The 24,695-nt window shown below is 45.3% G+C and carries 32 protein-coding genes; 2 read left to right on the top strand and 30 right to left on the bottom strand.

The genetic code is table 11. The features are described from left to right. Window positions 1-11: 11 nt before the first annotated feature. The 25 genes from FB479_RS02900 to FB479_RS02790 form a co-directional block, all read right to left on the bottom strand. Window positions 12-1,136, bottom strand: a complete 1,125-nt coding sequence (locus FB479_RS02900) for a hypothetical protein (protein WP_255438259.1) — start codon at window positions 1,134-1,136, stop codon at window positions 12-14. Next, the gene (locus FB479_RS02895) at window positions 1,136-3,208 is read right to left on the bottom strand and encodes a DUF4815 domain-containing protein (protein WP_142062282.1); all 2,073 of its coding nucleotides are present in this window, start codon (window positions 3,206-3,208) and stop codon (window positions 1,136-1,138) included. Before FB479_RS02895 ends, FB479_RS02900 begins: the two co-directional genes overlap by 1 nt. A gap of 12 nt (window positions 3,209-3,220) precedes the next feature. Then, complete coding sequence (locus FB479_RS02890; protein WP_255438258.1) at window positions 3,221-3,742, bottom strand: hypothetical protein; 522 nt, start codon at window positions 3,740-3,742, stop codon at window positions 3,221-3,223. Window positions 3,743-3,754: 12 nt separating this feature from the next. After that, window positions 3,755-4,453, bottom strand: coding sequence for a hypothetical protein (locus FB479_RS02885; protein WP_255438257.1), 699 nt, complete (start codon window positions 4,451-4,453; stop codon window positions 3,755-3,757). 23 nt (window positions 4,454-4,476) lie between these two features. Beyond that, the gene (locus FB479_RS02880) at window positions 4,477-5,223 is read right to left on the bottom strand and encodes a baseplate J/gp47 family protein (protein ID WP_142062276.1); all 747 of its coding nucleotides are present in this window, start codon (window positions 5,221-5,223) and stop codon (window positions 4,477-4,479) included. After that, window positions 5,216-5,653, bottom strand: coding sequence for a DUF2634 domain-containing protein (locus FB479_RS02875; protein ID WP_142062273.1), 438 nt, complete (start codon window positions 5,651-5,653; stop codon window positions 5,216-5,218). The genes FB479_RS02880 and FB479_RS02875 overlap by 8 nt, the downstream gene beginning before the upstream one ends. After that, a complete protein-coding gene (locus FB479_RS02870; protein WP_142062270.1) occupies window positions 5,650-6,081 on the bottom strand; it encodes a DUF2577 domain-containing protein in 432 nt (143 codons plus the stop codon). Before FB479_RS02870 ends, FB479_RS02875 begins: the two co-directional genes overlap by 4 nt. Then, entirely contained in the window at window positions 6,078-7,070 is a 993-nt protein-coding gene (locus tag FB479_RS02865; RefSeq protein ID WP_142062267.1) for an XkdQ/YqbQ family protein, read from the bottom strand. The genes FB479_RS02870 and FB479_RS02865 overlap by 4 nt, the downstream gene beginning before the upstream one ends. A gap of 23 nt (window positions 7,071-7,093) precedes the next feature. After that, on the bottom strand, window positions 7,094-7,657 hold the full coding sequence (locus FB479_RS02860) for a hypothetical protein (RefSeq protein ID WP_142062265.1): 564 nt from the start codon (window positions 7,655-7,657) through the stop codon (window positions 7,094-7,096). Window positions 7,658-7,943: 286 nt separating this feature from the next. Continuing rightward, the gene (locus tag FB479_RS31195; RefSeq protein WP_370511674.1) at window positions 7,944-8,021 is read right to left on the bottom strand and encodes a putative holin-like toxin; all 78 of its coding nucleotides are present in this window, start codon (window positions 8,019-8,021) and stop codon (window positions 7,944-7,946) included. A gap of 126 nt (window positions 8,022-8,147) precedes the next feature. After that, window positions 8,148-10,487 (bottom strand): phage tail tape measure protein, encoded by a 2,340-nt coding sequence (locus FB479_RS02855; RefSeq protein ID WP_142062262.1) that lies wholly within the window; start codon window positions 10,485-10,487, stop codon window positions 8,148-8,150. Window positions 10,488-10,687: 200 nt separating this feature from the next. Beyond that, the gene (locus FB479_RS02850; protein WP_142062259.1) at window positions 10,688-11,119 is read right to left on the bottom strand and encodes a phage tail assembly chaperone; all 432 of its coding nucleotides are present in this window, start codon (window positions 11,117-11,119) and stop codon (window positions 10,688-10,690) included. A 33-nt stretch (window positions 11,120-11,152) separates the two neighbouring features. Further along, the gene (locus FB479_RS02845; protein ID WP_142062256.1) at window positions 11,153-11,554 is read right to left on the bottom strand and encodes a phage tail tube protein; all 402 of its coding nucleotides are present in this window, start codon (window positions 11,552-11,554) and stop codon (window positions 11,153-11,155) included. 11 nt (window positions 11,555-11,565) lie between these two features. After that, on the bottom strand, window positions 11,566-12,981 hold the full coding sequence (locus FB479_RS02840; RefSeq protein WP_142062253.1) for a phage tail sheath N-terminal beta-sandwich domain-containing protein: 1,416 nt from the start codon (window positions 12,979-12,981) through the stop codon (window positions 11,566-11,568). Further along, a complete protein-coding gene (locus FB479_RS02835) occupies window positions 12,982-13,167 on the bottom strand; it encodes a YqzN/YkzM domain-containing protein (RefSeq protein ID WP_142062251.1) in 186 nt (61 codons plus the stop codon). Next, window positions 13,130-13,624, bottom strand: coding sequence for a hypothetical protein (locus tag FB479_RS02830; RefSeq protein ID WP_142062248.1), 495 nt, complete (start codon window positions 13,622-13,624; stop codon window positions 13,130-13,132). The genes FB479_RS02835 and FB479_RS02830 overlap by 38 nt, the downstream gene beginning before the upstream one ends. After that, entirely contained in the window at window positions 13,617-14,111 is a 495-nt protein-coding gene (locus FB479_RS02825) for an HK97 gp10 family phage protein (RefSeq protein ID WP_142062245.1), read from the bottom strand. Before FB479_RS02825 ends, FB479_RS02830 begins: the two co-directional genes overlap by 8 nt. After that, window positions 14,111-14,497: a hypothetical protein gene (locus tag FB479_RS02820; RefSeq protein ID WP_142062242.1), complete on the bottom strand. Its 387-nt coding sequence runs from the start codon at window positions 14,495-14,497 to the stop codon at window positions 14,111-14,113. Before FB479_RS02820 ends, FB479_RS02825 begins: the two co-directional genes overlap by 1 nt. Further along, window positions 14,485-14,802 (bottom strand): DNA-packaging protein, encoded by a 318-nt coding sequence (locus FB479_RS02815; protein ID WP_142062239.1) that lies wholly within the window; start codon window positions 14,800-14,802, stop codon window positions 14,485-14,487. Before FB479_RS02815 ends, FB479_RS02820 begins: the two co-directional genes overlap by 13 nt. Continuing rightward, entirely contained in the window at window positions 14,783-14,956 is a 174-nt protein-coding gene (locus FB479_RS30330; RefSeq protein WP_185746318.1) for a hypothetical protein, read from the bottom strand. Before FB479_RS30330 ends, FB479_RS02815 begins: the two co-directional genes overlap by 20 nt. A 27-nt stretch (window positions 14,957-14,983) precedes the next feature. Next, window positions 14,984-15,958, bottom strand: coding sequence for a phage major capsid protein (locus FB479_RS02810; RefSeq protein ID WP_142062236.1), 975 nt, complete (start codon window positions 15,956-15,958; stop codon window positions 14,984-14,986). Between the two features lie 16 nt (window positions 15,959-15,974). Further along, window positions 15,975-16,631: a hypothetical protein gene (locus FB479_RS02805; protein WP_142062233.1), complete on the bottom strand. Its 657-nt coding sequence runs from the start codon at window positions 16,629-16,631 to the stop codon at window positions 15,975-15,977. After that, window positions 16,628-16,840: a ribosomal-processing cysteine protease Prp gene (locus tag FB479_RS02800; RefSeq protein WP_142062230.1), complete on the bottom strand. Its 213-nt coding sequence runs from the start codon at window positions 16,838-16,840 to the stop codon at window positions 16,628-16,630. Before FB479_RS02800 ends, FB479_RS02805 begins: the two co-directional genes overlap by 4 nt. A gap of 54 nt (window positions 16,841-16,894) precedes the next feature. Continuing rightward, window positions 16,895-17,803, bottom strand: a complete 909-nt coding sequence (locus tag FB479_RS02795) for a minor capsid protein (protein ID WP_142062227.1) — start codon at window positions 17,801-17,803, stop codon at window positions 16,895-16,897. Beyond that, complete coding sequence (locus FB479_RS02790; protein ID WP_142062224.1) at window positions 17,800-19,347, bottom strand: phage portal protein; 1,548 nt, start codon at window positions 19,345-19,347, stop codon at window positions 17,800-17,802. Before FB479_RS02790 ends, FB479_RS02795 begins: the two co-directional genes overlap by 4 nt. A gap of 74 nt (window positions 19,348-19,421) precedes the next feature. On the opposite strand from FB479_RS02790, the gene FB479_RS02785 reads away from it, so the two are divergent. Further along, window positions 19,422-19,724 (top strand): hypothetical protein, encoded by a 303-nt coding sequence (locus tag FB479_RS02785; protein ID WP_142062221.1) that lies wholly within the window; start codon window positions 19,422-19,424, stop codon window positions 19,722-19,724. A 118-nt stretch (window positions 19,725-19,842) separates the two neighbouring features. Here FB479_RS02785 and FB479_RS02780 read toward each other — a convergent pair whose 3' ends face one another. After that, window positions 19,843-21,240: a terminase large subunit domain-containing protein gene (locus FB479_RS02780; protein ID WP_142062218.1), complete on the bottom strand. Its 1,398-nt coding sequence runs from the start codon at window positions 21,238-21,240 to the stop codon at window positions 19,843-19,845. Next, a complete protein-coding gene (gene terS, locus FB479_RS02775; RefSeq protein WP_142062215.1) occupies window positions 21,221-22,006 on the bottom strand; it encodes a phage terminase small subunit in 786 nt (261 codons plus the stop codon). The genes FB479_RS02780 and terS overlap by 20 nt, the downstream gene beginning before the upstream one ends. A gap of 108 nt (window positions 22,007-22,114) precedes the next feature. Between terS and FB479_RS02770 the strand changes: the two genes are divergently transcribed. Further along, a complete protein-coding gene (locus FB479_RS02770; protein WP_142062212.1) occupies window positions 22,115-22,789 on the top strand; it encodes a hypothetical protein in 675 nt (224 codons plus the stop codon). On the opposite strand, the gene FB479_RS02765 is transcribed toward FB479_RS02770, so the two are convergent. The 3 genes from FB479_RS02765 to FB479_RS30325 all read right to left on the bottom strand — a co-directional run bounded on the left by FB479_RS02765 (window position 22,779) and on the right by FB479_RS30325 (window position 24,665). Then, on the bottom strand, window positions 22,779-23,015 hold the full coding sequence (locus FB479_RS02765; RefSeq protein ID WP_142062209.1) for a hypothetical protein: 237 nt from the start codon (window positions 23,013-23,015) through the stop codon (window positions 22,779-22,781). The two genes, FB479_RS02770 and FB479_RS02765, sit on opposite strands and share 11 nt — an antisense overlap. 134 nt (window positions 23,016-23,149) lie before the next feature. Further along, window positions 23,150-24,445, bottom strand: coding sequence for a site-specific DNA-methyltransferase (locus FB479_RS02760; RefSeq protein WP_142062206.1), 1,296 nt, complete (start codon window positions 24,443-24,445; stop codon window positions 23,150-23,152). Between the two features lie 46 nt (window positions 24,446-24,491). Continuing rightward, a complete protein-coding gene (locus FB479_RS30325; protein WP_185746317.1) occupies window positions 24,492-24,665 on the bottom strand; it encodes a hypothetical protein in 174 nt (57 codons plus the stop codon). Window positions 24,666-24,695 lie beyond the last annotated feature (30 nt).

The following is a 24,695-nucleotide window of genomic DNA, read 5'->3' as shown; positions in this document are numbered from 1 at the left end:
ACGTCACATCCTTATGAGGTATGCACCATCAATGACCGCGCTTTCGGAGTTATTGTCATCACAGTTGTGTTCTGCTTTATCCGAATCCTCAGCTTTGTGGAGGATGAAACAGTGCGTTCAAACTTCAATCGCGTAAACTCGTCATCAATAGGCGTTTGTTCGGTTGCCGATCCCATAGCAGTCCACGTCTTTCCACCATCAATGGAATATTCAACATTCTGTGACGTACCACTTGGTGTACTCAACTCCACGTATACAGTAACTTTCGTAAACGGGGCCGTTGCTGTAATTTCTCGACTCAAATATACGCCGTTCTTTTTATAAGCCATCGGGATTAGACTTACACTTGACTGGACGACTGGTGACGAACCAGATGTCTTAAATAAAGCCCGTACATGCACCTTGTTCGTTGGCTGCGTTAACCATGTCACATCCAGATCATCAAGCGCATACCAATTTCGCTCATCTATGGAGTATTGCCACAATAGCGCCGAATTTCGAGGTACAAGTTGACTTGCAGAAAGGACAAGTTGAGTCACTTGGTTGGCAGTTACAGGATTGAATTGGAGCTTTGCATCGTTCATAAATTTGGCTCCATAAAGCTTAAACTTCAAATCCGAGTCTTGGTGTGCTGTCCATGCCGAACCGTTGGAACTTGAAAACAGTACACCTACGTCATATGGCTGGCGTGAAACAGTTTTCCTAGACATGAGGTCTTGTGCACTCATTCGCGCTACAAACGCTCTATATTGACTAGAAGGTGTCAGAAGCACGATCGCATACTCCGTATTGGCCTGTAGTAAAATCGGCTCTGGAAACCTTACCTTTGTTGCCCTACTACTATCATTGGATAGGTTCACTTGAGAAGAATTGATTGCGACTGAAGATAAGATCGTCATTGAAGGATAACCATTCACTACTGTACGAAGTTGTACGGTTAAATCTGCAACCGGGTCCTTCGTACCCAAGTACAAATCAACTGATGTCACAAACCGCTCATCTGTGAGCATAAAGGTTTGTGCAAGTGGATCAGTCAGTCGCCAAGATGGAATCTGCCAAAACGTTTGCTCGACCACCTGCTTCCTACCAGTCCCTACATAAGACGCTTTCGCTTCATTTTGTTTGGTAACCATCATTACACCTCGTTCCAGAAATAGACTTCGCGGGTTCCTGTGCGTACATTAGCTGGGATCATAAATGTGCAGCTGAATCGTCCTTGAGCATTCGCTCTCACTGTGTTGGGCAGTGTGCCGGCTGCCGATCCGTTTATCGGAGTAAGGTTTACCGGGATGCCATCAAATGTAGCCTTGATATTGTCACTGTTCGGTTCAAAACCTTCCCCGACCACTGTTACCTCACGCTGCCGTATGAATGGAACTTGTTCATCTAAAATGACCTTTGTTTCAGTCCGAGTCGTTCCCGTCGATCTCCAATCCGCCCACCATCCCCAAACTGATTGTGTAACAGTTGACGTCTCCACCCATGTATCATGAGAAGGCGTTAATCGAATTGTGGCCAAATTCCCGAAGACTTGATATGGATTCACATTCATGGTTTCTGTTGCAAAAGGTTGATCAATGAGGACCTCTTCGGTATATGGCAATGTAATTAACCGCTCATGGAATCGCACTGTAGATGCAGCCTGATTTACTTGCATTTCTATAAAACTATTCTCAACTGCTAACTGTACCGTTTTTTCACGCGGGTTAATCATTGCATCAAAGTCAGGATGAGTAACATCGGAGCGTTCAAAATTGGTAAAGTTGTCTGTAAAAACACCCTTTTTCGCTAGTGACGGATCAGAGTTTTGCGCCGCCCGATCAAGGTCTGCCAAAGCTTGGTTGTACTCTGCACGTTCTAAACGATCAAGGAGAGAACGCAGCTCGAGCATCGTCAATCGTTTGGGTTTCCGATTCGAAACCACAACAGCATTTGAATTTGGGGGTAGATAAAGCTCTCCCAGTTCTAAGACATCGGGTGGTGAAGAAGGAGGGTAAGGATTCATGTCTGACTGACCATGTATGACATGAACTTCGCCTTGGTAAGTAAGGTAGTAAACATCTTTCCGCCCGAGAAAAAACTCATAGGTCGTCTGGAAAGTCGAGTTCGGTACTGGCCGATCACTACCAAGCCACTTTACCCCGTTGTTATCCAACGTTACATCTGTCCCAATAACCATAAGTTTTGTATAGCGATACGTGACTGTATATGACGTCCCACCTGAAGGTTCAGCACCTGCCAATGACCAGTCTACGGCATCGCCTGAGAGTTGAAAGTCTGTCCCTTTGACATAATTTGTGCTGCCAGCTTTTACCGAAACAATATCTACAACAGGCGTCATTGGTAAAAGATCTGAGGTTCCTGCCACATTTCCACGGGTAATTGTCTGTGTCTTCTCAACTGTTGCTGTAACTGTCTGTAAAGCTTTCACAGGCTTTGAATTTAGCGGGTAAAAGGATGTATTAGACAGATACGTCTTCGTTTCGTTAACAACCACACGGGTGTCGAGTGCTTTGGGAATTGCAAGTCGCAGGGGAACCAACTTATCAATTTGATATCCAAGAACATAGGCTCTGCCCGCGTCGATTACGAGCGTTACGTTCGCTGCATCCCTCGGCTCAATATATCCATCCATTCCTGAGACCAAGAATGAACCATTTGTGTCGTAGCTTCTACGAGCTAGAATCGGGGTAAATCCTTCGAGCTCAGGCGGTAATTTGGATGTGATGAGATCCCCGTTCACCAGCCGATACATATGAGTTGCTTCTGGATCATCTACTACCCAAGTCGGTTTCAAAATGGTTCGCTGAGCACCAGGCATGCCATAATTAAAAAACCCAACCGCAGGATCATACAGGGTTGGGTCGTCTTCGTATGTGATTGTTTGTGGATTGACCCGCAACCCAATGCTTTCCTCTCCAGTTCCCTTTATCGTCAGTGTTGTTTCCGGTACATCGTGGATGATTCCCCCTAGATATACCCGTGCTGCTGATACGATGACGAGCGTTTTCTCCTTATTAATCAATAACTGCCCGCCCTCTAAGATGTGACCTGATCCGAAAATTACGTCCCCTATTTGCTTATCCCGATAGAGTGACATAGCCTGCATTTCGTTTAGCTCAGCAGTTTGAACCCGGCGACCGCCGACAAAATCAACAGACTTCCATCTATTCGTTGGATCAAATCGGTTGTATACTTCCTTTGCCATCGTTACCCTCCTTTACAGCTCCAAGATATACTCAATGCTTTCCCGATGGGTGACTTCCCGTTGCAGTGGCGACTGATTCGTCACAGCTAACAAGAAACCCATATCCTTCACTTCATCCGGTTTGACTACTTGTTTATTTACTGGTAACCCATCTACCAAGATCGTGCCTGCATATACTCCTGTTTGACGATAATTACATATCGGAAACTCGTCATACCTCAACCACGCCTGTACATATAGCCAACGGCAATCAATTGCCCGCGCTTCAACTTCCTCAATGATGCGCCACTTCTGACCAAGTTGTATGATCGTTCCATTTGTATCATCTGGCGTTACAAACTTCACTTGGTCAGCTCGCTTCAACGCAACAATCTCTGTCATCGTCTGACCATAGGAGACATCTGGAACCTTCTCAGGGTTTTCAGGATTCCACGGAGACGTTTTTCCCACAGCGATAAACACATTCTTGTCCTTGAACAGATTAAAGGTCTGATACGTTTTCATGCCTTTTACATCACTTGTTTTTGAAGGCAACTCCTACACCCCCTATATTGTTTTCGTAACTTTTGATTGTTGAATATAGAACACTTCGTCAGCAAACGTTACGTCATCCGTAAAAAATACATTCGGTGACCACCAACTCGTGCGGTCATGTTTGATGTTTTGAATTGAATAATGGGTTCGCGAGTGGGTTGTCATTTTTTCCTTACCGCTCAGCTCATCATCCCCATGGTCAGTGGTAAGGATTGCCCCATATCTATCCATGCTTTGACTTGCCGATCCTCGTTCATACTCGATCTTGTGAGATAACACAATCGAAAATAAATATCGAAAGCCTGCTGGTCCCATTAATTTGACAATTCCTTGTGCTACACCAAGTGTCTCAGGCGTTGTAAAGATGACTGCTGTTAACGGGGCAAATTCCCAACCATCTGCCATTACTCCAAACTCAGAGAGTTCAACACCATCCTCAGGCATGAGGCGATAAGATTCTTGTAAACCATACCCTTGTGAGAGAATGGATTCTACTGTCATCCTGCCATTGGTTGCTCTCAGCTTTGCAAGCAGGTCCTCATCATCGGCGGCATCTAATTCACGCCTCCAGAGCTCTAAGGAGTCCTTATGCATGAGATGAAGAAAGAACGCTTTCCAGATGTCGCTATCCACTGGCAAATAGTCAGCAGCCGCACTCATAATGGCACGCATATGCCGACTTTTTTTATAGTCACTATGCAACTCATACATTAGGGCATTAACCCCCTCTTCACTCATTCGACTGTCACCACCGGCTCAATTTGTGCATCTGCCCTTAGTGTAATACTGGTTGTTGGCAAAAGAATTTGGGCATCTGTTGCACCAGCACCAACTAACACAGCAAATATCTGTGCTAAGAACAACGTCCCCCCAACACCAATTGAACTGGTATATGTCAGTATTGCTTGTCGGGCTTTTTCCTTGTCTATTCCTGTTACCACAACTTTAATAGGGATGGTTTGTTTACTGACAAGACGCACGACAAGATCAAGCCCAGGCGTTTTTCGACGATCAATTAGTGCCCGAACTGTCTCCAATAAATTAGGGATCGTACCGCCAACAACTAAGTCAACAGTGCCGATCCCTCGAATCAAGTTAAGTGCTCTCGCATAATTCACACCAGGTATTGACAGCGCCCAACGCTCATAGTCAGATATCGCTCCACCACGTTCAGGATTACGTTTATGGCGCAATATACGATTGCGTAAATCCTCTGTTGGTTCATTTTTATCTTGAGCTAACCCATAATCTATTGCCATCAGTTCAAGATATTTTCTCGTTGCAGTTACAGCAAAAGCTTGTTCAATGATCTTGCCACGTTCTTTGTGATGTCTGAATAAGGCTAGTGCAATTGGTGCAAGTGCATCATAAATAATTGAACCTTCACTTCTGTCCAGGTCTTCTGGGACGGTGAGAAGCATTTCGTATAAAACTTGCTGGAAGGTTGAGCTTTCCAGAAAGCTAAGATCAGTTTCAGACATTGATACTCATCTCCAAAACCCCTTCCTCAGTAATCATCAAAAAGGATATTTTCATGGTGTTACTTACCCACTCAAAAGAGAAATTCTCGCAACGTTCTATCCCATGCAGATATTCTAAAGCTTCCCGAATCAACCGCTTAGCCTCTGCCTGCTTCCACGCTCTCGATCCATCACTCCTAATCACTTCTTTCAGTTCATTCCCATAATCTGAGGAATAAATAGAAAACATATAGCGATCAGTACGTAATGCTTTTGTGGCTTTTTGGAGTAATGCCTCCTCTCCGTCAATCATTACCGACTTGCCGTCAGGTCGCACGGCAAACTGCCCTGTTTCAAAATCAAACTTATACGTTCTAAGCACATTTTTAATGGGCCGTAGTTCTTGTGTGGAACTATCTTCTTTCACTGGGAAAACCGGAAAAATACTCATGGGCGTTTCACCCTATCTAGGATGTAATATGCGGAGTCCACAGATAACACGTGTACTTTATCGTTCAATTTCAAAACGTCCTCAAATTGCAGTAACAAATAGTTATGTTTGAACGAGGTAAACGGCGCAGCCAAGTCATCCGTGTCTAAAAAATCTTCCTTTTTCATGTCACCCAGATCACGCTCTGCTTTTTCTTGATGCGTAATCGTGACAATTCGTGTATGTCTCGTCAAATGTTCTAAGACAGTAATAAACTCCTTCCCAATTGGTTCTTTCATACCATCTATCAAGATTTTCAAATCGGGTGGAGGCTTAATGACAGTTGCCAACTCTATTCGTACATCCTTTGGGGGTGGATTTGCCCCGCCAGCTCCTTGTGTTTGATTGGCACCTGAAAGAACTTGAGCAAGCTTTTGAAAGCCATTCACTTTCCATTCACCTCCATCTGCAAATCGAGTTTCATTTCATGGTAACCAGGTCGTATCGTATGGCTGTCGCCGAAAACAGTAAACACCCCTTGCAGCTTCGTGATCTCCTCATAGACTTCAATTTTCGTCCCAGCTATGACGTCATCGATTCCTAATGAAGTAACGGAAGCCTGCTCCTTGACCCGGCTTAGATTCTGCAATTCTTGCTTAGCCACTTCAATTTTGTTTCCCCGGTCTTCATCTTGTATTTCTATAACCTTAACAAGATGTCCGTACCGTTTAGCGTTGGTAGAATCAACTTCATCATGTAAAACAGAAATGTATTCACTGTCGCTCCCGACCACTCTTACAACTGTTCTCATGTCTGCAATTGATCGTTTACGTTCAGCGTTTAATAGATTGCTTCCCTGTTGGACTTTCCACTGAATCGTTTGCCCTCGCTGTGTTCCGACATAAATCTTCCCTTGGTCAATCCAGCACCAATACCGAACACCAGTAGAGCGAAATACTTGATTGAGGACGTCTCCAACTGCATCCCATATACTCTTTCCGCGAATGACTTGTTTTTCCACGGCAGGCATCGCTCCTATGCCTCCAACGGGAATGCCATGCTGCGCGAAAATGCGCTTTAGAAGCTGATCGGCAGCTTCACCTGTTGAAACCATAGCTACATCGTTATTGAGTAAATAAAAGCCGAAATCATATGCTACTGCGTTGATATCTCCTTTTGCTGTCCTTCCTAAGTCAACAATCATTCCTGTGAAAAGCGAGCGAGGAGTGCCAGACATAAAAGAAATCAACTCTATTAGGTCACCTTCTTCTACATTCACATCAGGCCAAAAGCGATCCCGTCCATTGTTGGTTTTAACAGCCAGAGTACGCTTTGCCTCCTGCCGACTTCCGGACCATGTTGCCTCCGAAAAAGGAAGGTGAAATGCCTTACTACCCGGCTTTTGAAATCGAACTTCGTAATGATATTTTGGTAGCATTCGTCTCCCCTTCCAGCACCGAGTTATCTGCGTGAATGGTACTTGTCAACCAATGATTTTTTTTCTTCTTTTTTCTTGGTGGCTGACACCTTCGCTTTTCGTGTATCCGGTCGCTTCCCTTTACCTGTTGTTTGGAAAGGAATACTCACCTCGGTACTCTCCATGGTCACGAACCGATACTCTTTCAATGCTAACTTGAAATCTATGTCAAACCCGTCCCATTCGAAGCTAAAATCCCGTATGGTCACTGGAACATTGATAATATCTTGTTCACTTCCTGTTACTGTAAAGCGAATCGGGTAACCCGAATTTTTCCAACGTTTCAAAGTCTCCACAAATTCTTCGGGAGACGGAAAACCATCGTATTCACACACCCCCGGATCATATGTCTCAGGCCAAAACGTAGAAAAAGAATATTCTTCCAAGGTCGACTCTCCAATGATAGTTGCCTCCCCAATGGCAACCAGTTCAATATCGATGTAGCTATGCCCGATCTTTACTGTTATTTTTGGTGGAATGACAGGAAGACGAAGCTTTTCAACGTTATTGTTCCAGGCTAACCAGAACTCAAGGTGCTTATATTTCACTTGTTTCTATATCTCCCCTCTCAACATAAAAAGATAAAAAGCACACCCGTTTGAGTGTGCTTCTACTTTATAAATCTCGTAGCCTACTTAAGTACAAACGCCTAATTTTGATTGACAATTGCTGTAATGGAAAAAATCCAGTAATATAAGTTATATAACTGGATTACACTAAAAATGACCGCAGGTGTTCCAGCACCTACGGCCTATACAACAGACGTTCCCTACATGGGGGCGGCTCAAGGATTAACTAGAGATAGACCTCTCCGGATTTGGACCCAAGGGAGGTCTATTTCTTTTTGGGGAAAGACAGGATCGCTACCACGAGCATTGCGAATGAAATCATCAACGTCAATGCTTGGAACACTGTCACAGGCGTCACCTCCCCCCGTTTCCGACATGGGAGATGAGCCGACCACCCTTGAGGAGCCGATTCTGTTGTATATGGAAGATTATAACACGTGAAAGCTTCCGTATGAGAATATATTTCCTTTTATTCAAGCACGATAGAACCTGTACCGGCTAATACGTGTCCGATTTTTTCTGCAAGCAAATCGGCTATCTTCTCACATAAGCTCTCTAATTCTTCCTCAGAATTCTCTATTGTTGATTGCACAGTCAATTGAATAGTGGGACGGAAATCAATATAAAAAGAAGTTAGCTGCTCACTTGAACTTGTATACTGTGCCTGAGTTCCACTTGCTATAGAAGGTGTATAACTTGGAACCTGACTAAAAGTGCTATCCAGCGCTGCAGCTAATGAATCACCTGAGGCTTCAACACCGTTTGCCATAGTTTCAGGAATAGCCATCCCACTATCTGTTAAGCGAGAAAAAGGGCCTAGCTCAGCATCCGAATGCGGTAGGAATTGATCAGCCCATTCTAATGCACTGGCAATAGCATTTGCTACTTCGTCCTTAACTGATAAGATCCCGTCAACGATTGTCAGTATGATTTTTTTGCCGCTATCAAACAAGCCACTTATCCACCCATCAAACCAGCCGTCGATCGTAGTAAAGGCGTTGAAAAAAGTTTCCTTAATTGTCTCCCATGCCCCTGACCAGTCACCTGTGAGGAACTGGATAAAGGCAGTGAACAACCCTTTCCAAAAATCAATGACCATCCCGAAGTACGCAGAGAGTCCTTCCCAGGTTGCAATACCCGCTGATTTTACCCATTCCCACCCTGCTACCAAATAGGCACTGACCATATCCCAGTTTTCATAGAGCCACCAGCCAACGGCAATTAATGCTATCACTGCTGCTATTACTAGAAGAATAGGCCACAACGCACTTATTGATGCGATTCCAAACCCAGCCATTGCCCCAGTCATTGTTGCAAAACCAGCTGATACTGGCATCCATATGCCAGCTAGGAAGATCAATGGACCTACTAATAAAGCGAGTGCAGCTACCACCATCAAAAACGAAACAGCTACCTTCGTGATAAATGGATGCTCTTCTGTAAAGGTCCCAATCCCTTTAGCAATTTTCGCAAGAAGACCAACAATTGGTTTTGCCACTTCTAATACGGAGTCACCTATCGGATCAATTGCCAACTTCATTTCGTTTGCCATCGCTTGCCATTCATTCGAAACTTGACCAACTATTTCTGTTGTTTTTCCTGCAAAATCTTCAAGTGGACCAGCATTAAGCATGGACATTAAAGCATCCCGTCCAACATCTTCATACTGAGTTCCAAAGACGTTTGCCAGGACGTCATCTTGTAGCTTCTGATCCTTGATAGAAGCAATCCCTGCTGTGATCGTCATGATCGCATTTTCTGCTTCTTTTCCCCCAGCTTTGATTTGATCGAGCATTTTGAACAGTTTATCCTCACCGAAAATACCTTCAAGAGCACCCAGGGCTTTCTCATCCAGCGCTTTGTTCAATCGAATACCGAACGACTCTTTGAATGCATCTCCCAGCTTGTCAAAATTAAATGCCTTTTCAGCTCCTGCAACGAACATCCCCATCATTTTTTCAGCACTGATACCTGCCTCCGCGAATTGTGGTGAGTATTCCCAGATTGTATCGAGCAAATCATCTGCCTTGTCACCCACTCGTTGGTAAGCTGCCGTTATCATGTCCAATCCTTTAATTGGGTCAGTAGCCCATTGCCCCTGCATCATATCCAACGCTTTTGCAATGCTTGCTTGATCGAGATTACCGAAAGAAGCCTTTTCAAGTGCGAGAGCACCTTCAGCCACTTTCCCGATCTGTTCGTCTGTACCTTCTAAAAGTTGGCGAAGCCTTCCATACGATTCAGCAGCTTCCAAGGGCGTTTCTACCAGACCTGATGCGAAAACCCCTTTGGCGCTTTCTGCCAAGCTCGACATTTCAGCGTCAGTAGCACCTACATTCGCCTGTAAAATGCCAAGAGCTTGATCCATGTCATGTGCAGCGATAGCAGCCGTAGACAATCCGGCTGTAACGACCGCGCCTCCTGCTGTTGCCAGCCCGCCAATTTCCTCAAGGTGTCCTGCTACGGCATCTACATGCTCAAGTGATGCTGCTGCTTCATCACCAGCTTTTGCAGCTTCACGGAGGGCTCTTTCCAGCCTTGAAGCCCCTTTACCATCAACTGCACTGGCTTCTTGATCTACATCAGAAAGCTCCCGGGATAGTCTTGTTGCTTGCTCGTAAGCGTCATCCAAGGCACGTTCCATTTCCCTGATTGCGCCGTCATCCATGTTTTCAATCGCATCTTCCACATCACTTGCAGCATCTTCCACATCATCGAAAGCATCTAGGGTTTTGCCGAGCAAACGCAGGAGAGAAGTGAGTTGCCGACTTATCTTGTCTTCAAAGGTAAGAGTTGTTGTCGCTGCCATTGGTTATCTCCTCCACCCCTTTACCCGCCGACCCTTTTGCCGTTCTATTTTCTTTGCCTGCTCTGCTTTACGCTCCATTTCCATGGCTGTAGAAACTAAGACGAACTGTTTTTCGCGTTCTGGTAGGCATAGAATTTCTGACGGTAGCCTTTCTTTCTCTTGCCAGATATAAGAAAAGAGAGCCAACTCAGGACTCTCTTTTATGAGTTTTTTACCTCTTCCTCAGCCTCCTCATCATCCGTGAAATCGCTGATCTTAGAGATTGCCTCATGAAGTGCATCAATTTCATTCGGGCTGAAAATGCAAGGGACTACATCGACAGCAGCAATCTTACCGAACTTCGCAAGCACTTGTTGAGAATCAATGCGAAAATCTGTACGATCCGTATCGATACCTGCAATGATGATCTCTGATTTCAAACGCAAGTCATCAAACTCCACTTTCCGTTCTGCTTTACTCTTCCTACCGGATACGGAGACTTTCAACGCCGCCTTTCTTGCTTTGAAATACACTTCACCGGAAACCGATCGGATCGGCAGCTTGACGCCTTTCTTTTTCCAATCCCATACGTCCTTCACGATTTCTTCTGTATTCATGCTCAAAAAGTCTTCCATCGTCAAAAACTGACTCATTCAAGATTCCTCCTTGGGATAGCCTTGGTATTTTTAAATAAACTCGTAGTCGTCAACTGTACCTTCCAGGGATGTATCTTCATCTAGTTCACCGTGGCTCCACTTTGCTAATGACAGTGAGTCAGGGCAAAAACCAGTCACTGCAACTCGATATTTACCAGCAACTTTGTCGTCGAGTTCCCCAATGAAATTCACTTTCTTTTCGGGGTTTGCCGCGATTTCCATGATGAGTTGCTGGATATCCGATGTACGTTCAAACGTAGCTGTCATGCTAACCGATGATGCCAGTACACGATGTCTTTTTCGAAGCTTCCCAGCCCTCTTACTTTCACCCTTATCAAATTCCTCGGAGAGCTCGAAGCCAATGCACTCGGGAAGTTCCCTTCCATTCTGGTCGTAAAAATGCCCATGGGTACCGGAATACGTTTCTTTCATGCTGTATCACCTCACTTCGCTTTGTTGTAGATATAAATTTTTTCGAGAGCATCTTGATGGCGGAAGCCAGCAATGAAATGGCCCGCATTACGAGCTGGCGTGTAAATCGGGTCCTCCCCGTGATATTCCGGGTCTTCAATGAATTCGTAATCATTCGTGATGACTTCCAACATGGCGAGTGGTCTAAAAACCTCTTGCTTCATCATCTGGCAAAAGGCAGCGCGGCGAGCAGGGCTGTTGCTGTTTGGCTGCTGACGAATCCACTCCTTTCCTGCTTCCTCTTCTGCATGGAGAATGGTGTGGAAGGTGTCAGCTACCCGAATCTTGCCGTAATCTTTTGACTGATCAGGCCCCGGAATAGTCAGGGTATTTACAGGCTCCTGGATGATAACCTGCCGATTGTCCATGTTCAGCATGAGTACACCAGCTTGCACCATTTCAATTAAATCCGTATCCGGGTCCCACTCATGTGTTAGGGATTCGAATGGAGTAATGTACAATGCCATCGTGTAATTAAGCGGCAGTGAAGCCATCAGGGATGCAACGTAAATTGCCACTTTTGAACTCGCATAGGTGTTGCCTTTCCAACGTGCTCCACTTCCTACATTGACAATAGCCATGTGGTTCACATCGGTAGATGCTTTCATGATGGATTGCTTGTTTTTATCCCTTGTTTCATCGCCGCCGAAAACAAACTTGATGTAATTACCTAGCGCATTTTGCTGTTTAGTCCAGTCTTCTGCCGCAGCGTTTAATGCAGGATCAGCAATTCCAAGAGTAAATACACCGTACTTGCCTTTCTGAGTAGCCAGCGCGCTTTGGTAAGTGGTGTATTTTGTCGCCTCTACGCTTGTTCCGCTGTTACCTCCAGTCAGGCTTACACCCGCCGTTGCATCAGGAAGTGTATCGGCTATCTTTATCAAGACAACAAACTCGCTATCACTGAAAGCCTGAACCAGATCATCCACCGTTTTCGCTGCCCGACTGTCCACCAGCTCCGCTCCCCGATAGATCAGCACCTCTGTTTTGGTAGCATCCAACAAGCTTGGCTGCACTACGACTTTCAACTGATTGCCCGCCTCGCCTTTGTACTTGGCTTCCACAAGTAGAACATCGGTTGCAGCACTCTTCAAAGTCACACTTGCGACGGCCGCATTATCCCCTGCCACGCGGTACAGCAACACCTCTGTTGGATGAGGGTTAGCTGCCCAAATCAAATGAAACGCTTCTGTGACTCCGAAGATTTTCTCAGCGGAAACCTTGGATCGGACTGTTACAAATTCCCCGATCGGTCCCCAATCCGCGACGATTGGTAATGCAAGCTTTCCACGATTGCCGATTGTCGTTTGCTCTTTGATGAATGACTTCAAAAAGGAGTAGACACCGGATAAGACCTTGTTTTCTCCCAACTGATATTGTCCGGACATTTACTTCACCGTCCTTTCCTTGAATTTCTTCACGAATTCCTCTGCCTGATCGACAGTCATTTCGTCTGGGGCATCAAAAAAGGTAGCGATTGCTTCGGTTCGGTTTAACCCGAACTTCTGCTCTGCTACCTGCAATATTTGCTCTTTTTTATAAGTTGGTTTTTCTTGCTCCTGTTTGCGAGACATGAGGCTTGGCTCCTTTCCTCAATGATTCATCGTAACGTCTATGAATCACTTCTAACGGGTCGTAAACCACCGGAGTATATGGGATATAAACGGTGTATTTCAGTTCAAATGATCGATCTAGGTTATCTGGCTTGCTCATGGTAAATCGACACTCTCGCAGGTATCCCACTTGCTTCTTATCCGGGCTGTAGAGTGGAAGAATCCAGCTCCGATCCGCAAGGTCTTGCCTGACAGCCAAAGATAACCTCGTAAGTTGGTCTATATCCTTTGCCATCAGAACAAAGTTCATCGTCCCTTTCTCTCGGTAGGCATCAGCACGCCGTGGTTCCGGAATACGAAATGGCTCTTCTACAAACCACATAGGCCGTTTAAAGTCCTTGGGTACAGAAAGGTTCTCTGTTTGGATACCTGTCAGAGAAAATAGCCAGTGTCGTACAGACAGCACATCATCACCCATCTGGAAACAGCCTCCTTGCTAAATCATCTAGCTCTTCTTTTACCAACTCGTCCATGATTGACTCAACCTCTGCTGTCGATCTCGCAAGATAGTGAACACCAGGAACACGCTTCCCTTTCAAGATCATGCCGTCTGGATGATCAGGGACATAGATGAATTTTTCTCGATCCCAGTACCCCGGTACAAATTGCCCTTTCCTCTGAGTGAACCCTTCTTCCACGTAACGCGCATATGACAGGTTGGTGCCTACCGTGATTTCAGCTCGAAGCCCACTTAGGACCAAATCAAATACATTTTCCTTGTGGCCAATAACAAGAGAGGCACGAAGAATCCCATCCCGTACTGGAACCCTATCTTGAGCTCCCCGCAACACCTGCATACCAGCCATTCGGGCAACCCGATCCATAGAAACATGTACTTCACGTTTGTGATGCTTTTTCAAACGTTTGTACATACGTTCCAGGTCTCTCTTATCTACCTTTGCCATCAGAATTCCGGTTCCTCTCCCGTGACAGGATCGATCATTGTAATCACTACTTCGTAATGATGTAAGCTTTCAGCTCCATACACAGGATAAGGGAGACTTACTTTATACAAGCTGCCTGCGAATTCAGGTTGCTCTATTTGGATTCGCATACCCGCTTTTAAATTTGTGTACAAGGTGTGCATGAGAAAGTCCTGAGGCGTAGCCTGTCGCCCTGTAAGTTGCTGAATGCGACCGGGGGAACCTGACACCCTGCAAGGCACTTTTTGAACAACAGGAAGCCATTCTGAGCGGTCTTTTCCCCCAGCGAAAGGGTCAGGTTCCCCCCCGACATCCAGAAGGGTAAAAGAGTGGCACAGAAGCCGCTTATATTCGGTTAAATCATCCACAGCTTTTGCCCCCTGTTCTTGCTATATTTTTTGAGGATACCTTCGACTTTGGGGTCATTGCTCACATAGGAAAACGTCTCCTGATAATCCCCTTGCTTGGTACTGCTCAATCGTCGATCTTGGGCCATGTCTTTGACTACCATTGCAACGGCTAATTTCAATTCTAGAGGGACTGGATCAGGTACCGTCACCTGTCCCTCCACATAAACATTCGCCCGTAGAATGACTGGACCAAGACAACTCAGTTCCCACGAAGCAAATTCAGCATAAAAACCGATCAGCTCACTACTTGTCAGAATTGCCATCGGTATTCACCGGTGTCTCTTCATCTGCCGCAGGGTCATCTTCCAGCTTATATCCCAATGGTTCGTACACGACTTCAAATGATTTCCGTGTCACTTTTATTTTTTTCTTGTCCTTGCCATTGGTGATTGTCAGCATATCATTTGGTTTTTTCATGAACGCTTGCTCCTTTCAATTCAATAATTAAGGTGTAGGTACAAATCCGGTAGGACGCAGGACAGCAAATGCCCCCTCTTTGATTACAAGGAACGCAACTTGGAACGTAGCTTTCAATGCAACCATGTCTTGCTCAGCAAGAGAAAGAGGCTTCCCATCTGCTCCAGTAATGGAGTGAAGAGTCGCCTCGCGTAAGATTTCATACTCGATATTTTTGAGAATGCCTGTCTTGGCCTTTTTGAAGTCACCAGCAATCAGGTCAGCTTTTGTTTTGTCCCAAGCACCATTTCTGCAGTACTCAATCGGCAGCGAATAAAGCGAATCTTCAGCTACTCCTTCACGTACAGAAGTAAGGTAAAGAGGATCACCTTGGCTATTTTTCAATCCGCGTAAGGATGTCTTTAATCCGGTATGCCCAGCAAACGCTCGTGGCTCTTGGTCATCAGCTTCAATCAGTGCCATGACATTGTTTACATCATCGGCCAGATTCTGACCCGCGACAGAACCGCGAGTAAAGCTGTTCCCTACATTGATAGCTGCCCCCAAGATGTTAGAGGTAAACGGTGACTCCGTCCCCATGATCGTAGCTGCATCCAATTTAGTATGGAATGCTTCAACAATATACGGCTTCAGTTCTTCAAACACATCGATTCGTGAGCGATCCAGTGCTTCCTTTGTCATTGGAATGATGACAGCCAGCTTCTTGGCGGTCAATGTAACCTGTGTCCAGGAAGCTGTCGAGGTTTTGATACGTTCTCCCTCCCCTACCCAGTAAGCTCCAGGCTTATCCAGAAATACTGGAATCTTTTTTGTTGCTGTTGTCATTGGTTCCAGTTCGGAAAGTTTCAAAATAGCCGAACCGCGGACTACATCCTTGATGATCTCTTGAGATGTCTCTTCCGGAATCAATCCGCTAAGACTGCTGCTGAACGTTACTCCCTCATTGAATCTTTGCAAATCGAAATGAAGTGGTGCTTGTTTTACCAGTGCCATGCTATTCATGAATGATTGCCCCCTTTTAGATGCGCTGCAATTTACGCAGGTCTGAGATATTTGGAATGGTAGACTTTTGATTGGCTGGTGGCTTTGCTCCAGGAGTAGTTCCCCGCGGGGTTTCATCTGCCTTCAACCACGGTTTAGAAGTGATCAACTCAGTAACATGCTTATCGATGTTTTTAACCTTGCCTGCATCCGTCACTTCCACCTTAGACAGATCAGCCAGACGAATCGCATCCGACAATTTATCTGGGTCAATCCCTTGCTTGATTGCCTCCAAAGTGAAGGCATTTTCAATCCGGAGAGATTGGATTGTACCATTGGCGTTCTTCAGGTCAGTTTCCCGCTCTACGAGCTTTTGTTCAGCAGTTTTTTCAGCCTCTTGCTTTTGCTTATGGGAATCAACGATTCCTTTTAAGTCATCTGCCTTTTCAATCCCCAGCCCTTTTAAGAAGTCAGTGACCGCGCCTTGTAGTGCGGAATCGTATTCTTCCTTAGAACCAAACGCTACCGCAGGCTTACTCTCCCCGCCTTTATCACCGCCACCATTTTGCTGTGCGCCTCCGTCAGATGCCCCAGAAGTTCCACCGGAACCGCCTCCATCATTACCACCTTGCCCACCTTCCCCTCCTCCATCATTGAATCGTTGCAAGCGAAATAACCATTGTGACTTTTTCACTTCGTACCTTCTCCTTCCTGATTTTGAATTTCTAAAGACACGTAATCCGGGTATTGCTGGGCAATCGCTTGAATACCAAGTAATGCTGTTTGCATGATGGTAGAAACCCCTGCGCAAACAATGTCCTTTCCATGCTCGGCATAATTCGCATGACCAACGGCATGGATTTTCATTTCACCGTTGTCCAGAAATGCTTGAACCTTGATCACATCGATCTCGCCTCCTTTCAGGCAATAAAAAAAACAACACGGTTTATCGTGCTGTTACGCTGCCAATCCTTTTTTGTCAGCCCACTCTTTAAAAGTGCACGCAGAGGTGTATCCTCTCTCCTGAGAGATACGATAAGCACGCTGTCGTTCCAATTTCTCCAAGACCTTAGATTTGAGTACAGGCCGCCAAAACGATCGGCAATTTGGATGATTAGGTATGCGTTCACCCTCACGCCCTGGATTGTCGGCTGTGTCATAATCAAGCGGATATCTTTTGCCGTCCAGCTTGCGGCACTCAGAAGAAGTCCGCTTGTCCAACGTGGCACAAAATTCCTTTTCGCTCACAATATCTGAATTGGCTTGGTAGGCCATGGTTTGCCCTTGGGCAGCAGCCCGGTTTAGTTCTGTACGAGCAAGGCGTTGGGCGCTTGACCAACTCTCTGATGTCCTTTTCGTAATCTCCTTAGCTGTTCGGGTCACACCCCATCCCTGGGTTGCACCCTGAGTAATTACATCTTCCATGGCTGCCGCCAACAGGTCAGTACGCAAGCGAATCCGTTTGGAAAAATGCCTGCCTTTCCATGGTCGCTCCAATGCAGCAAGTACCATCCCGGTATTCATCTGTGGAAGCCGAACCTCTACTTGTGCATCCTGTTCAAGAAAATAGAGGTGATGGAACAGGCTGAGCTTGTACTCTTCCGCCCATGTGATTCGTAGTTGCTGCTCTTCTTCCATTCGGAGGGTGTGCAAGATAGTTTTTATGCTTGTCATGATGAGGTCGAGCCGTGCGGCGTTATAAATCAAGGACACTAACTCTTCTCCGCTTTCAGCAAATCGGGCGTAAAGGTCAGTGATTTCTTGTACAATGCTTTTATTGGCTTTGGAGAACAGTTTTTTTATTTTAACTCCATGCTTTTCGATTCTCGTTTCCAGTTCCTCTTGGTAACGTTCCTCTCTGCTCATGCAGCGTCACCTTCTGAACTCTTTTCATCGTCAGGAGGCGTGTCATCATCTACCGGTTCCTTGTCTTCCAATGCGTCCGGGTCAAGTATTTTCATTCTGCGTTCGGCCTCTTCGTCTTGTTCTTTCAGCAGTTTTTCACGAGATGCCCGCGGATCATCCACAAACGGTAGCAGCGCCAGCCTTTCCTCATGAGACAACTGACCAACCAGTTTCGTCACGATCTCCACCATTTCCACCACATTTACTGGCATGTTCTTACTGAATTTCACATCGACAGCTTGGTAATCCCACTGTTTTCTATATTTCTGATTCAGCATCCCAGTAAGAATACGAATTCGATTACGAAACCCTTTCCCATACTGGCGCATCTTTATGCCCGCCTTAATGTCGGCATGGTAAAAGATGATCTTCAATGCAATTCCGGACGGAGCTGTCCCCACCTGATCAGGTCGAAGGTGCGGTGTTCCAGTTTGGTCAAGAATCGCTTCGATCAATCGGTTGATGGTGTTTTCCTCATGAGTGTCCTGCAGGTCCCACGTGACCGGAACGGCTTTTTTGCCTACAAGGATTTGAGAGCTTGACCACATCTTAGCGAGATACTGTTTTTTCTTCTCTACATCTGTGATGAGTTCTCCCTCTGCGTCATACAGGAGTAAATCATCAAGATCCAAATCTTCAAAAATGACTTTTGGATTCTTGAAATATTCCTGCACATCTACCTTACCAGTGACAGCCTTGTTAATCGCATCCATAAGCTGCTTCAGGTCTGAAAGATCGCCCATCCCCTCAACCATCCCATCATCGCGGTTTTGCTGATGTTTCCGACGCCGATTGACGTAGTGCGTCCAAGGGACAACGGGCTTCTGCTGAAACTTACCATCTTGGTCCTTTACGCGGACAGTGATGTTATGCGAGACGGGATTTTGTTCCCTGCTCATATCCAGAACAAAGTTAGTCCCTTCTTGTCGGAGGTAAGTAATCTCGTTTTCATCGTATACTTCAACCAACTTAGTCTTGGTGTTTCTGCTAACATCCGTCATCGTATAGTACCGAATAACCGCAATCAGCTTGGCTTTAACCGTCGTGTCATACACAGCGATACACTCGTCTGCTTTGAACTCAGTAATGCAAATCTGTCCATCCTCGTCAAAGTAGTAGTATTCGAATACTTCTCCATCGATAGAACCGTCCTCGATAATATCGTAAGACAAGCTCTCTTCATCGTTATCCATCAGGACGGCCTGCAGCTTTTTAACGTACTCTTCCACGTCTGCTCCTGCCTCATTGGAAGAATAGCGAATAGGGTTACTTGCAATGTATGAAGTACCGAAGTCGATAATTTTCCGAGCAAAATTTAAGACGATTTTGTTATTCGGCTTACCCTTTTCCTCTTGTTTGTGGAGAATGTCCTGGTCTCCATCGACATACCTTCGCATGAGCGAGTAGTCCTTCGTCTGATGCTTTTTTATCAGATCTGATACCCACCGCCACGAATTGTTGGCTTTGTTTTCTTCGTAAAACTGCTCCAGCAGCATCGTTTGCATTTTCGTCACCCCCTAAATTGTTTTTTGGAACCATCACCATAACTGGACGTATACAATTCTTGAGGTGATTGAAATTGGCTACGTTTTTCTTTTATTTGTGCGCGATTGTTTTATTTGCAACGATTATTTTGGCTATCATTTTCAGGAGAAATAAAACTACAAGCCTTGGAATTATCCTAGCTGGCTTAATGGTTTGTATCCCACTATTTTTCCTTGCAGATTGGGGATTAAAGAACCAACACAAGGCCGAAATAAATCGTGTAATTACAAAAAATCATGGTACGGTTATTGAAATTGATAAAGTAGATGCAAAGGAAACTCCTTTTTATCTGGAAGCCAGTGCATCCAACCGTTATTACAAAGTAATTTTGAATTGAACAACGAGAAAATCATTGGCTGGTATAGATCTACTAACTCCATCAATGACATACACTCCACACCTTCAAAAGGATATCCTGAAATGTGGATTTTACCTGAGTCTTTTGATACGAGTTATTAGGCCACTTTCCAAGGGATGACCTTGAATCTGCTGATCAGCAACTGATGAAACACCTTGCTGTTCCAAACTAGATACCGAAGACCATCCATAGAGTGATCATTTTCCTTCACTGGCACCTCAGCGCGGTCGCCTGTAACATCTTCCGGATATCTGTAGTTCGTCAATTCTTGAATGACCTCTTTCAAATGATCGGAAATGAAAATGTTTGGCCTGCCGTTGTCACTCTTCACTTTAAACAGAGTGGAGACAGCCCGTATGCCTTCTTTCAAGTGCTTCTGAGCTGCTTTAGCTGGCAAACCATTAGTCAGATACGTTTTAATGTTGCTGGCGTCCTCTGAGTCACACCAAAACATTTTGATCTTCCACTTCTTCATGATCTCCTTGTCTTGAGCCACCCAGCAATCTGAGCTGCCGGGGACAAGAATCTCCATTTGAGCCTTGTAGATGGCATCAACAACCCACAACTCTCCGTTGGCGGTCATTGCCCCAACGAGAGTAACTCCGGGGTTGGTAAAGCCCCAGTCTTTGCCCGCCTCAATGTGAACAAAATGTCCGTCTTTGAACTTCTGCTCGCAAAGAGCGCGCGGTACAACATGTATCGATCGGTCAAATTCCTCGTAAACCTGCCCAAAAAACACATCGAACCGGGCGAAAATCTCCCGGTCAACATATCGTTTCGGCATGGTTTCAATCATGCGCTGAATATTCTTTTGCAACTCCGGCAAGGGGTTGTCCTTGCTCGTCCAGTAAAAATTTTGCCATTCTGGATCATTGCGATACTCGTCCAGTTGGCCGCCTGCTTGCGTATGCTGCCCATTCAATACGATGTCATGGTAAAACCAGTTCATTCCCTCTGGCGTGGTCGTCCAAACGCTCCAGCCTCCTTTATCAGCGAGAGCATAAGATAGATATCCGCTCCATGTCTGCTCCTTCATCTTGGAAGCCTCATCAAGCCACACGCCATCCAGCCCTTTACCGACTAGCGTCTTCGGATTGTCGGCAGATTTAAACTGAATGAGGATGTACCCTTTCAGCCACACCCGATTCTTAGACAAGTCCCAGCTCTCGATCATTTCCTCTGGGATGACTGCTGCCAGCTCTTCCTGCTGTATCTCTGACATGGAATATGTCGGGGAAATGCACCAGTATTCTAGCCTGGGCTTCGGTTTTTTCATCACCTTCAAATTACGAGGTGGCTTGTACGGCAGTCCCTTACCTGCCTCAATATCAGCAAGGATGTTATCAAAAAACTTGCGAGCTCCCACGTTTGTTTTACCACCACGGCGTCCGCAGTTCATGACCACGTTACGGGCATCACATTCCATGACTTCAATCTGTTTGGGGTGAGGTGTCCAGTTCTCAAATGGATCAAGGTCAAGCGCCAGACTTGTCACGCGACCACCTCCGTACGGTGATCTCTTTCTCTTGCCCACCGCCATTGCTCAGTAATTGTGCTTTTAGCTGTATGGCCTTCAATTTCTTGTCCTGGACTCGGGTCAGGGCTTCCTCGAGAGACAGGATATCTTCAATCGCTCGATACTCCGTCTCTTCGATTTCAGTCGTGACCAACTGATTTCGAGTAAGCACAACTGTCTTGGATTGCCCAGACTTTTCATCGTGGACCTGCACAGGCTCCTTTATGGAGACCCTCTCTTGAAGGACACGACGCTGTTTTTCCGTTAATCCTTCCGTCAGTTTGCGAATCCGCATCATCATTCGGCGTTCTCTGATGCTAAAAAAACGAAGCTGCTCATTTACTTGAGCCATTGGATCGAGGTCAATTTGCTCGTACAGTTCGAGCTCCTTCTCGTCAAGGGTGTCAAGCCAGATGGTTTCATATTCACCTGTTTTAATGGCATTATGATTCCGTAATGGTGCGCCGCCTCCAACGTTTCCTACTGCATTTTTATTACCAGTAGGAGCACCACCACTTTTACCGAATGCGTTTTTGTTCCCCTTGGGTGCCCCGCGTTTTCTTGTTGTACAACTTTCATCGGGTGAGTGTTGTACAACTTTCCACTTATCACGCTGTTTCCAAACAGCAATGACCTTCTCATTTACCCCTAGCATTTCAGCGATCTGTCGGTTAGTTACGTTTCCGTTGTGTTCCAGCCAAATTTGATACGCTCTGTCTCGATTCGGATTTCTCTCCCTAGGCATTACATATCACCTCACCTCCGCAAGGGATTGAATTGTGTTTGAATTAAAATTGAAACAAATACCCTATTAATTCGTACAAATTACCAAACAAAAGAAAGAGGTAATGTCATGGAATTAAAACTTTCCGATATTCTTACCATAATCCAGGCAGTTGCAATAATAATTGCTGGGCTTATCGCGATTACACATTACTGCTTCCAACATCAACGTAGGCAATCCAAAATTGCATTAATATTGGAAACTTACAAGCTACTCCCTGTGATGATAGTCTTTTTTTTACTCTCTCTCATATCATTTTTGACCCCCATTTTTATAGAGGGCGCCAAGCTTAGTGATGCATCTGTCAAAATTCTAATTATTAATATAGTTGCACTAATAGCCGCATTCGTAGAAATAAAAATACTAGCAAAATACGCAAACGAAAAAATTAAAAATGTGCTGTATATTATCTTGTTTTTCGTTCTGCTATATTTCGATCTCAAATTGATGATCCCACATATAAACGAAATCAGTTTTTTTGTAATTGCATTGGGATGTTTCACGCTACTATGCTATTTCGTGTCGGCTTGTGTTAATTTGTACTCTTTGTTTTTTAATGACATGAAAGGTGCAAATATGTTATTCAAGCTTCAAAATGGGGAGGAGTTCTCTGCTGAGTTACTCTCTGAAACTAAGCAGGGGGACTTCATAGTAAAAAAGGCTTCCGAGCCCAACACAGAATATTGGATAAATCGTGATCAAGTTATACACATAGTTAAGGAGGTTCCAAGAGTCAGAAGTTAATTTCTTTCTGCAGCTCAATGTCCAACTCTATCAGCTTCTTCAAATCATCCACCGTTTTAATCTCGATGTGGCCTGATTGGAAGTCCTTAACCCACTTTGCAATAGCTGCTTTCACGACTTTTCGGTACTGCTCCTTTGATTCCAAGATACTCTCCATGACAGCGATCTCGTGTTGAAGAAGTAGGTCACCTGCAGAAGAACAAGAACGTTTGTTTGTATTTTTCATTGTGTCGCCCTCGGCTTTCCTGTAAAATGGAAAACGAGATAGCGAGTGATGACTACTGCGGCCGCAGGTATCGCTATCTCAGCCGGGGTGACTCGGTTGCTTAGGGGGACGTTGACGCGTCTCCCTTTTGCTATTTAAGCAGCTTCTCCAAGTCTTCTATTGAGTACAGGTTCAATGCCTGTTGCTTCGAAGAACCTCCTTTTGATGACATCACAGAATTTTGGATCAAGCTCCATGGTTCTACAGCTACGCCCCATTTGTTCGCAAGTCATGAGTGTTGAACCGCTGCCGCCGAAGAGATCTACAACGATGTCATCCTTTTGACTACTGTTACCAATTGGAATTGCCAACAATTCAAGTGGCTTTTGGGTAGGATGAACGTACTTACTGACGTCACCGCGTGAGACCTCCCAAACTGAATCAGGCTCTTGTTTATCCCCTAGTAGACCTGACCGCCACACAGTAGTCTGCTTGCGATCGCCATACCATGCCGGAGCTTGTCCTTTCAAATGCGCATAGAATACTGGTTCATGTTTGAACTTGTACTGAGCAAATCCAAATGTAGCTGCATTCTTTACCCAGATACATTGCGTACGGACCACAATACCTGCTTCGTTCATTTTCGATTCAAACTCACGTTGATAGCTGGACGGATGGAATACGTAAATAGCCGCTTTGTCATCCATTAGGTCCGAATAGTTCTGAAATGTGTACCCTAGAAACTCCTTAAATTGCTCCATTGGCATATCATCGTTCATGATGCTCGCCCTGCCATCTGCAGCAAGCTCTGAAGAATCACTCTTGAATGCAACGTTATAGGGCGGGTCAGTTACGACCAGGGCTGCCTTTACTCCATCCATGAGCTCTTGGACGTCATGTCGACTGGTAGAATCTCCACACATCAGTAGATGCCTTCCAAGTCGCCATATATCTCCCTGCTTTGTCTCGGGCTCCTGGATCTCATCTAAAGCCTGCTGAACGTCGAAATCATCGTCAACGACCGGCTCCTCTATATGGATACCCAGGTATTCACTAAGTAGTTCTGTGACTTCTTCCTCGTCAAAACCAGACAGCGAGATATCCAAATCGCTTTCCTTGAGATCAGCCAGTACATAAGCTAACTTCTCCTCATCCCAATCCCCGCTGATTTTGTTCAATGCTAGATTGAGTGCTTTTTCCTGGTTATCATCCAGATCAACGACTGAGACCTCAACCTCTGCTTCTTGCAGTTCGTTGATGAGAATTTTTAAACGCTGATGTCCACCAACGAGGTTTCCTGTTCGTTCATTCCAGATCAGAGGCTCAACATAGCCAAATTCCTCGATGGACCGTTTCAGCTTTTCGTACTCAGGATCACCCGGCTTCAGGTCGATCCGTGGATTATATTCTGCGGCTCTGATCATAGAGACTGGAATTTTCCGTATGTCCATGCTATTCAGTCCTTCCTTAAGACACAGTAAGAATGAAAAAGCCAGCCTAAGCGAGTGACAGCTTTCTGAGCCGTCGCTTTGCCTTTTGGCTGGCTTTGATCTTTACGAATTTTGAGCTGCGACCTAATGGACGAAATACTTTTACGATCTCGTCCGACCGGCGTAGCACTTCCTCCGTGTAATATATTTCCCCTGTCGCTGAGTCGACATATTGGCGCACTACATTTCACCCACCTCCAAAAGAAAAACA

The organism is Brevibacillus sp. AG162 (assembly GCF_006715575.1).
In the GTDB taxonomy this organism is placed as follows: Bacteria; Bacillota; Bacilli; order Brevibacillales; family Brevibacillaceae; genus Brevibacillus; species Brevibacillus brevis.
Note: the sequence above shows the minus strand (reverse complement) of the source record. Positions and strands in the feature narration are given on the sequence as shown.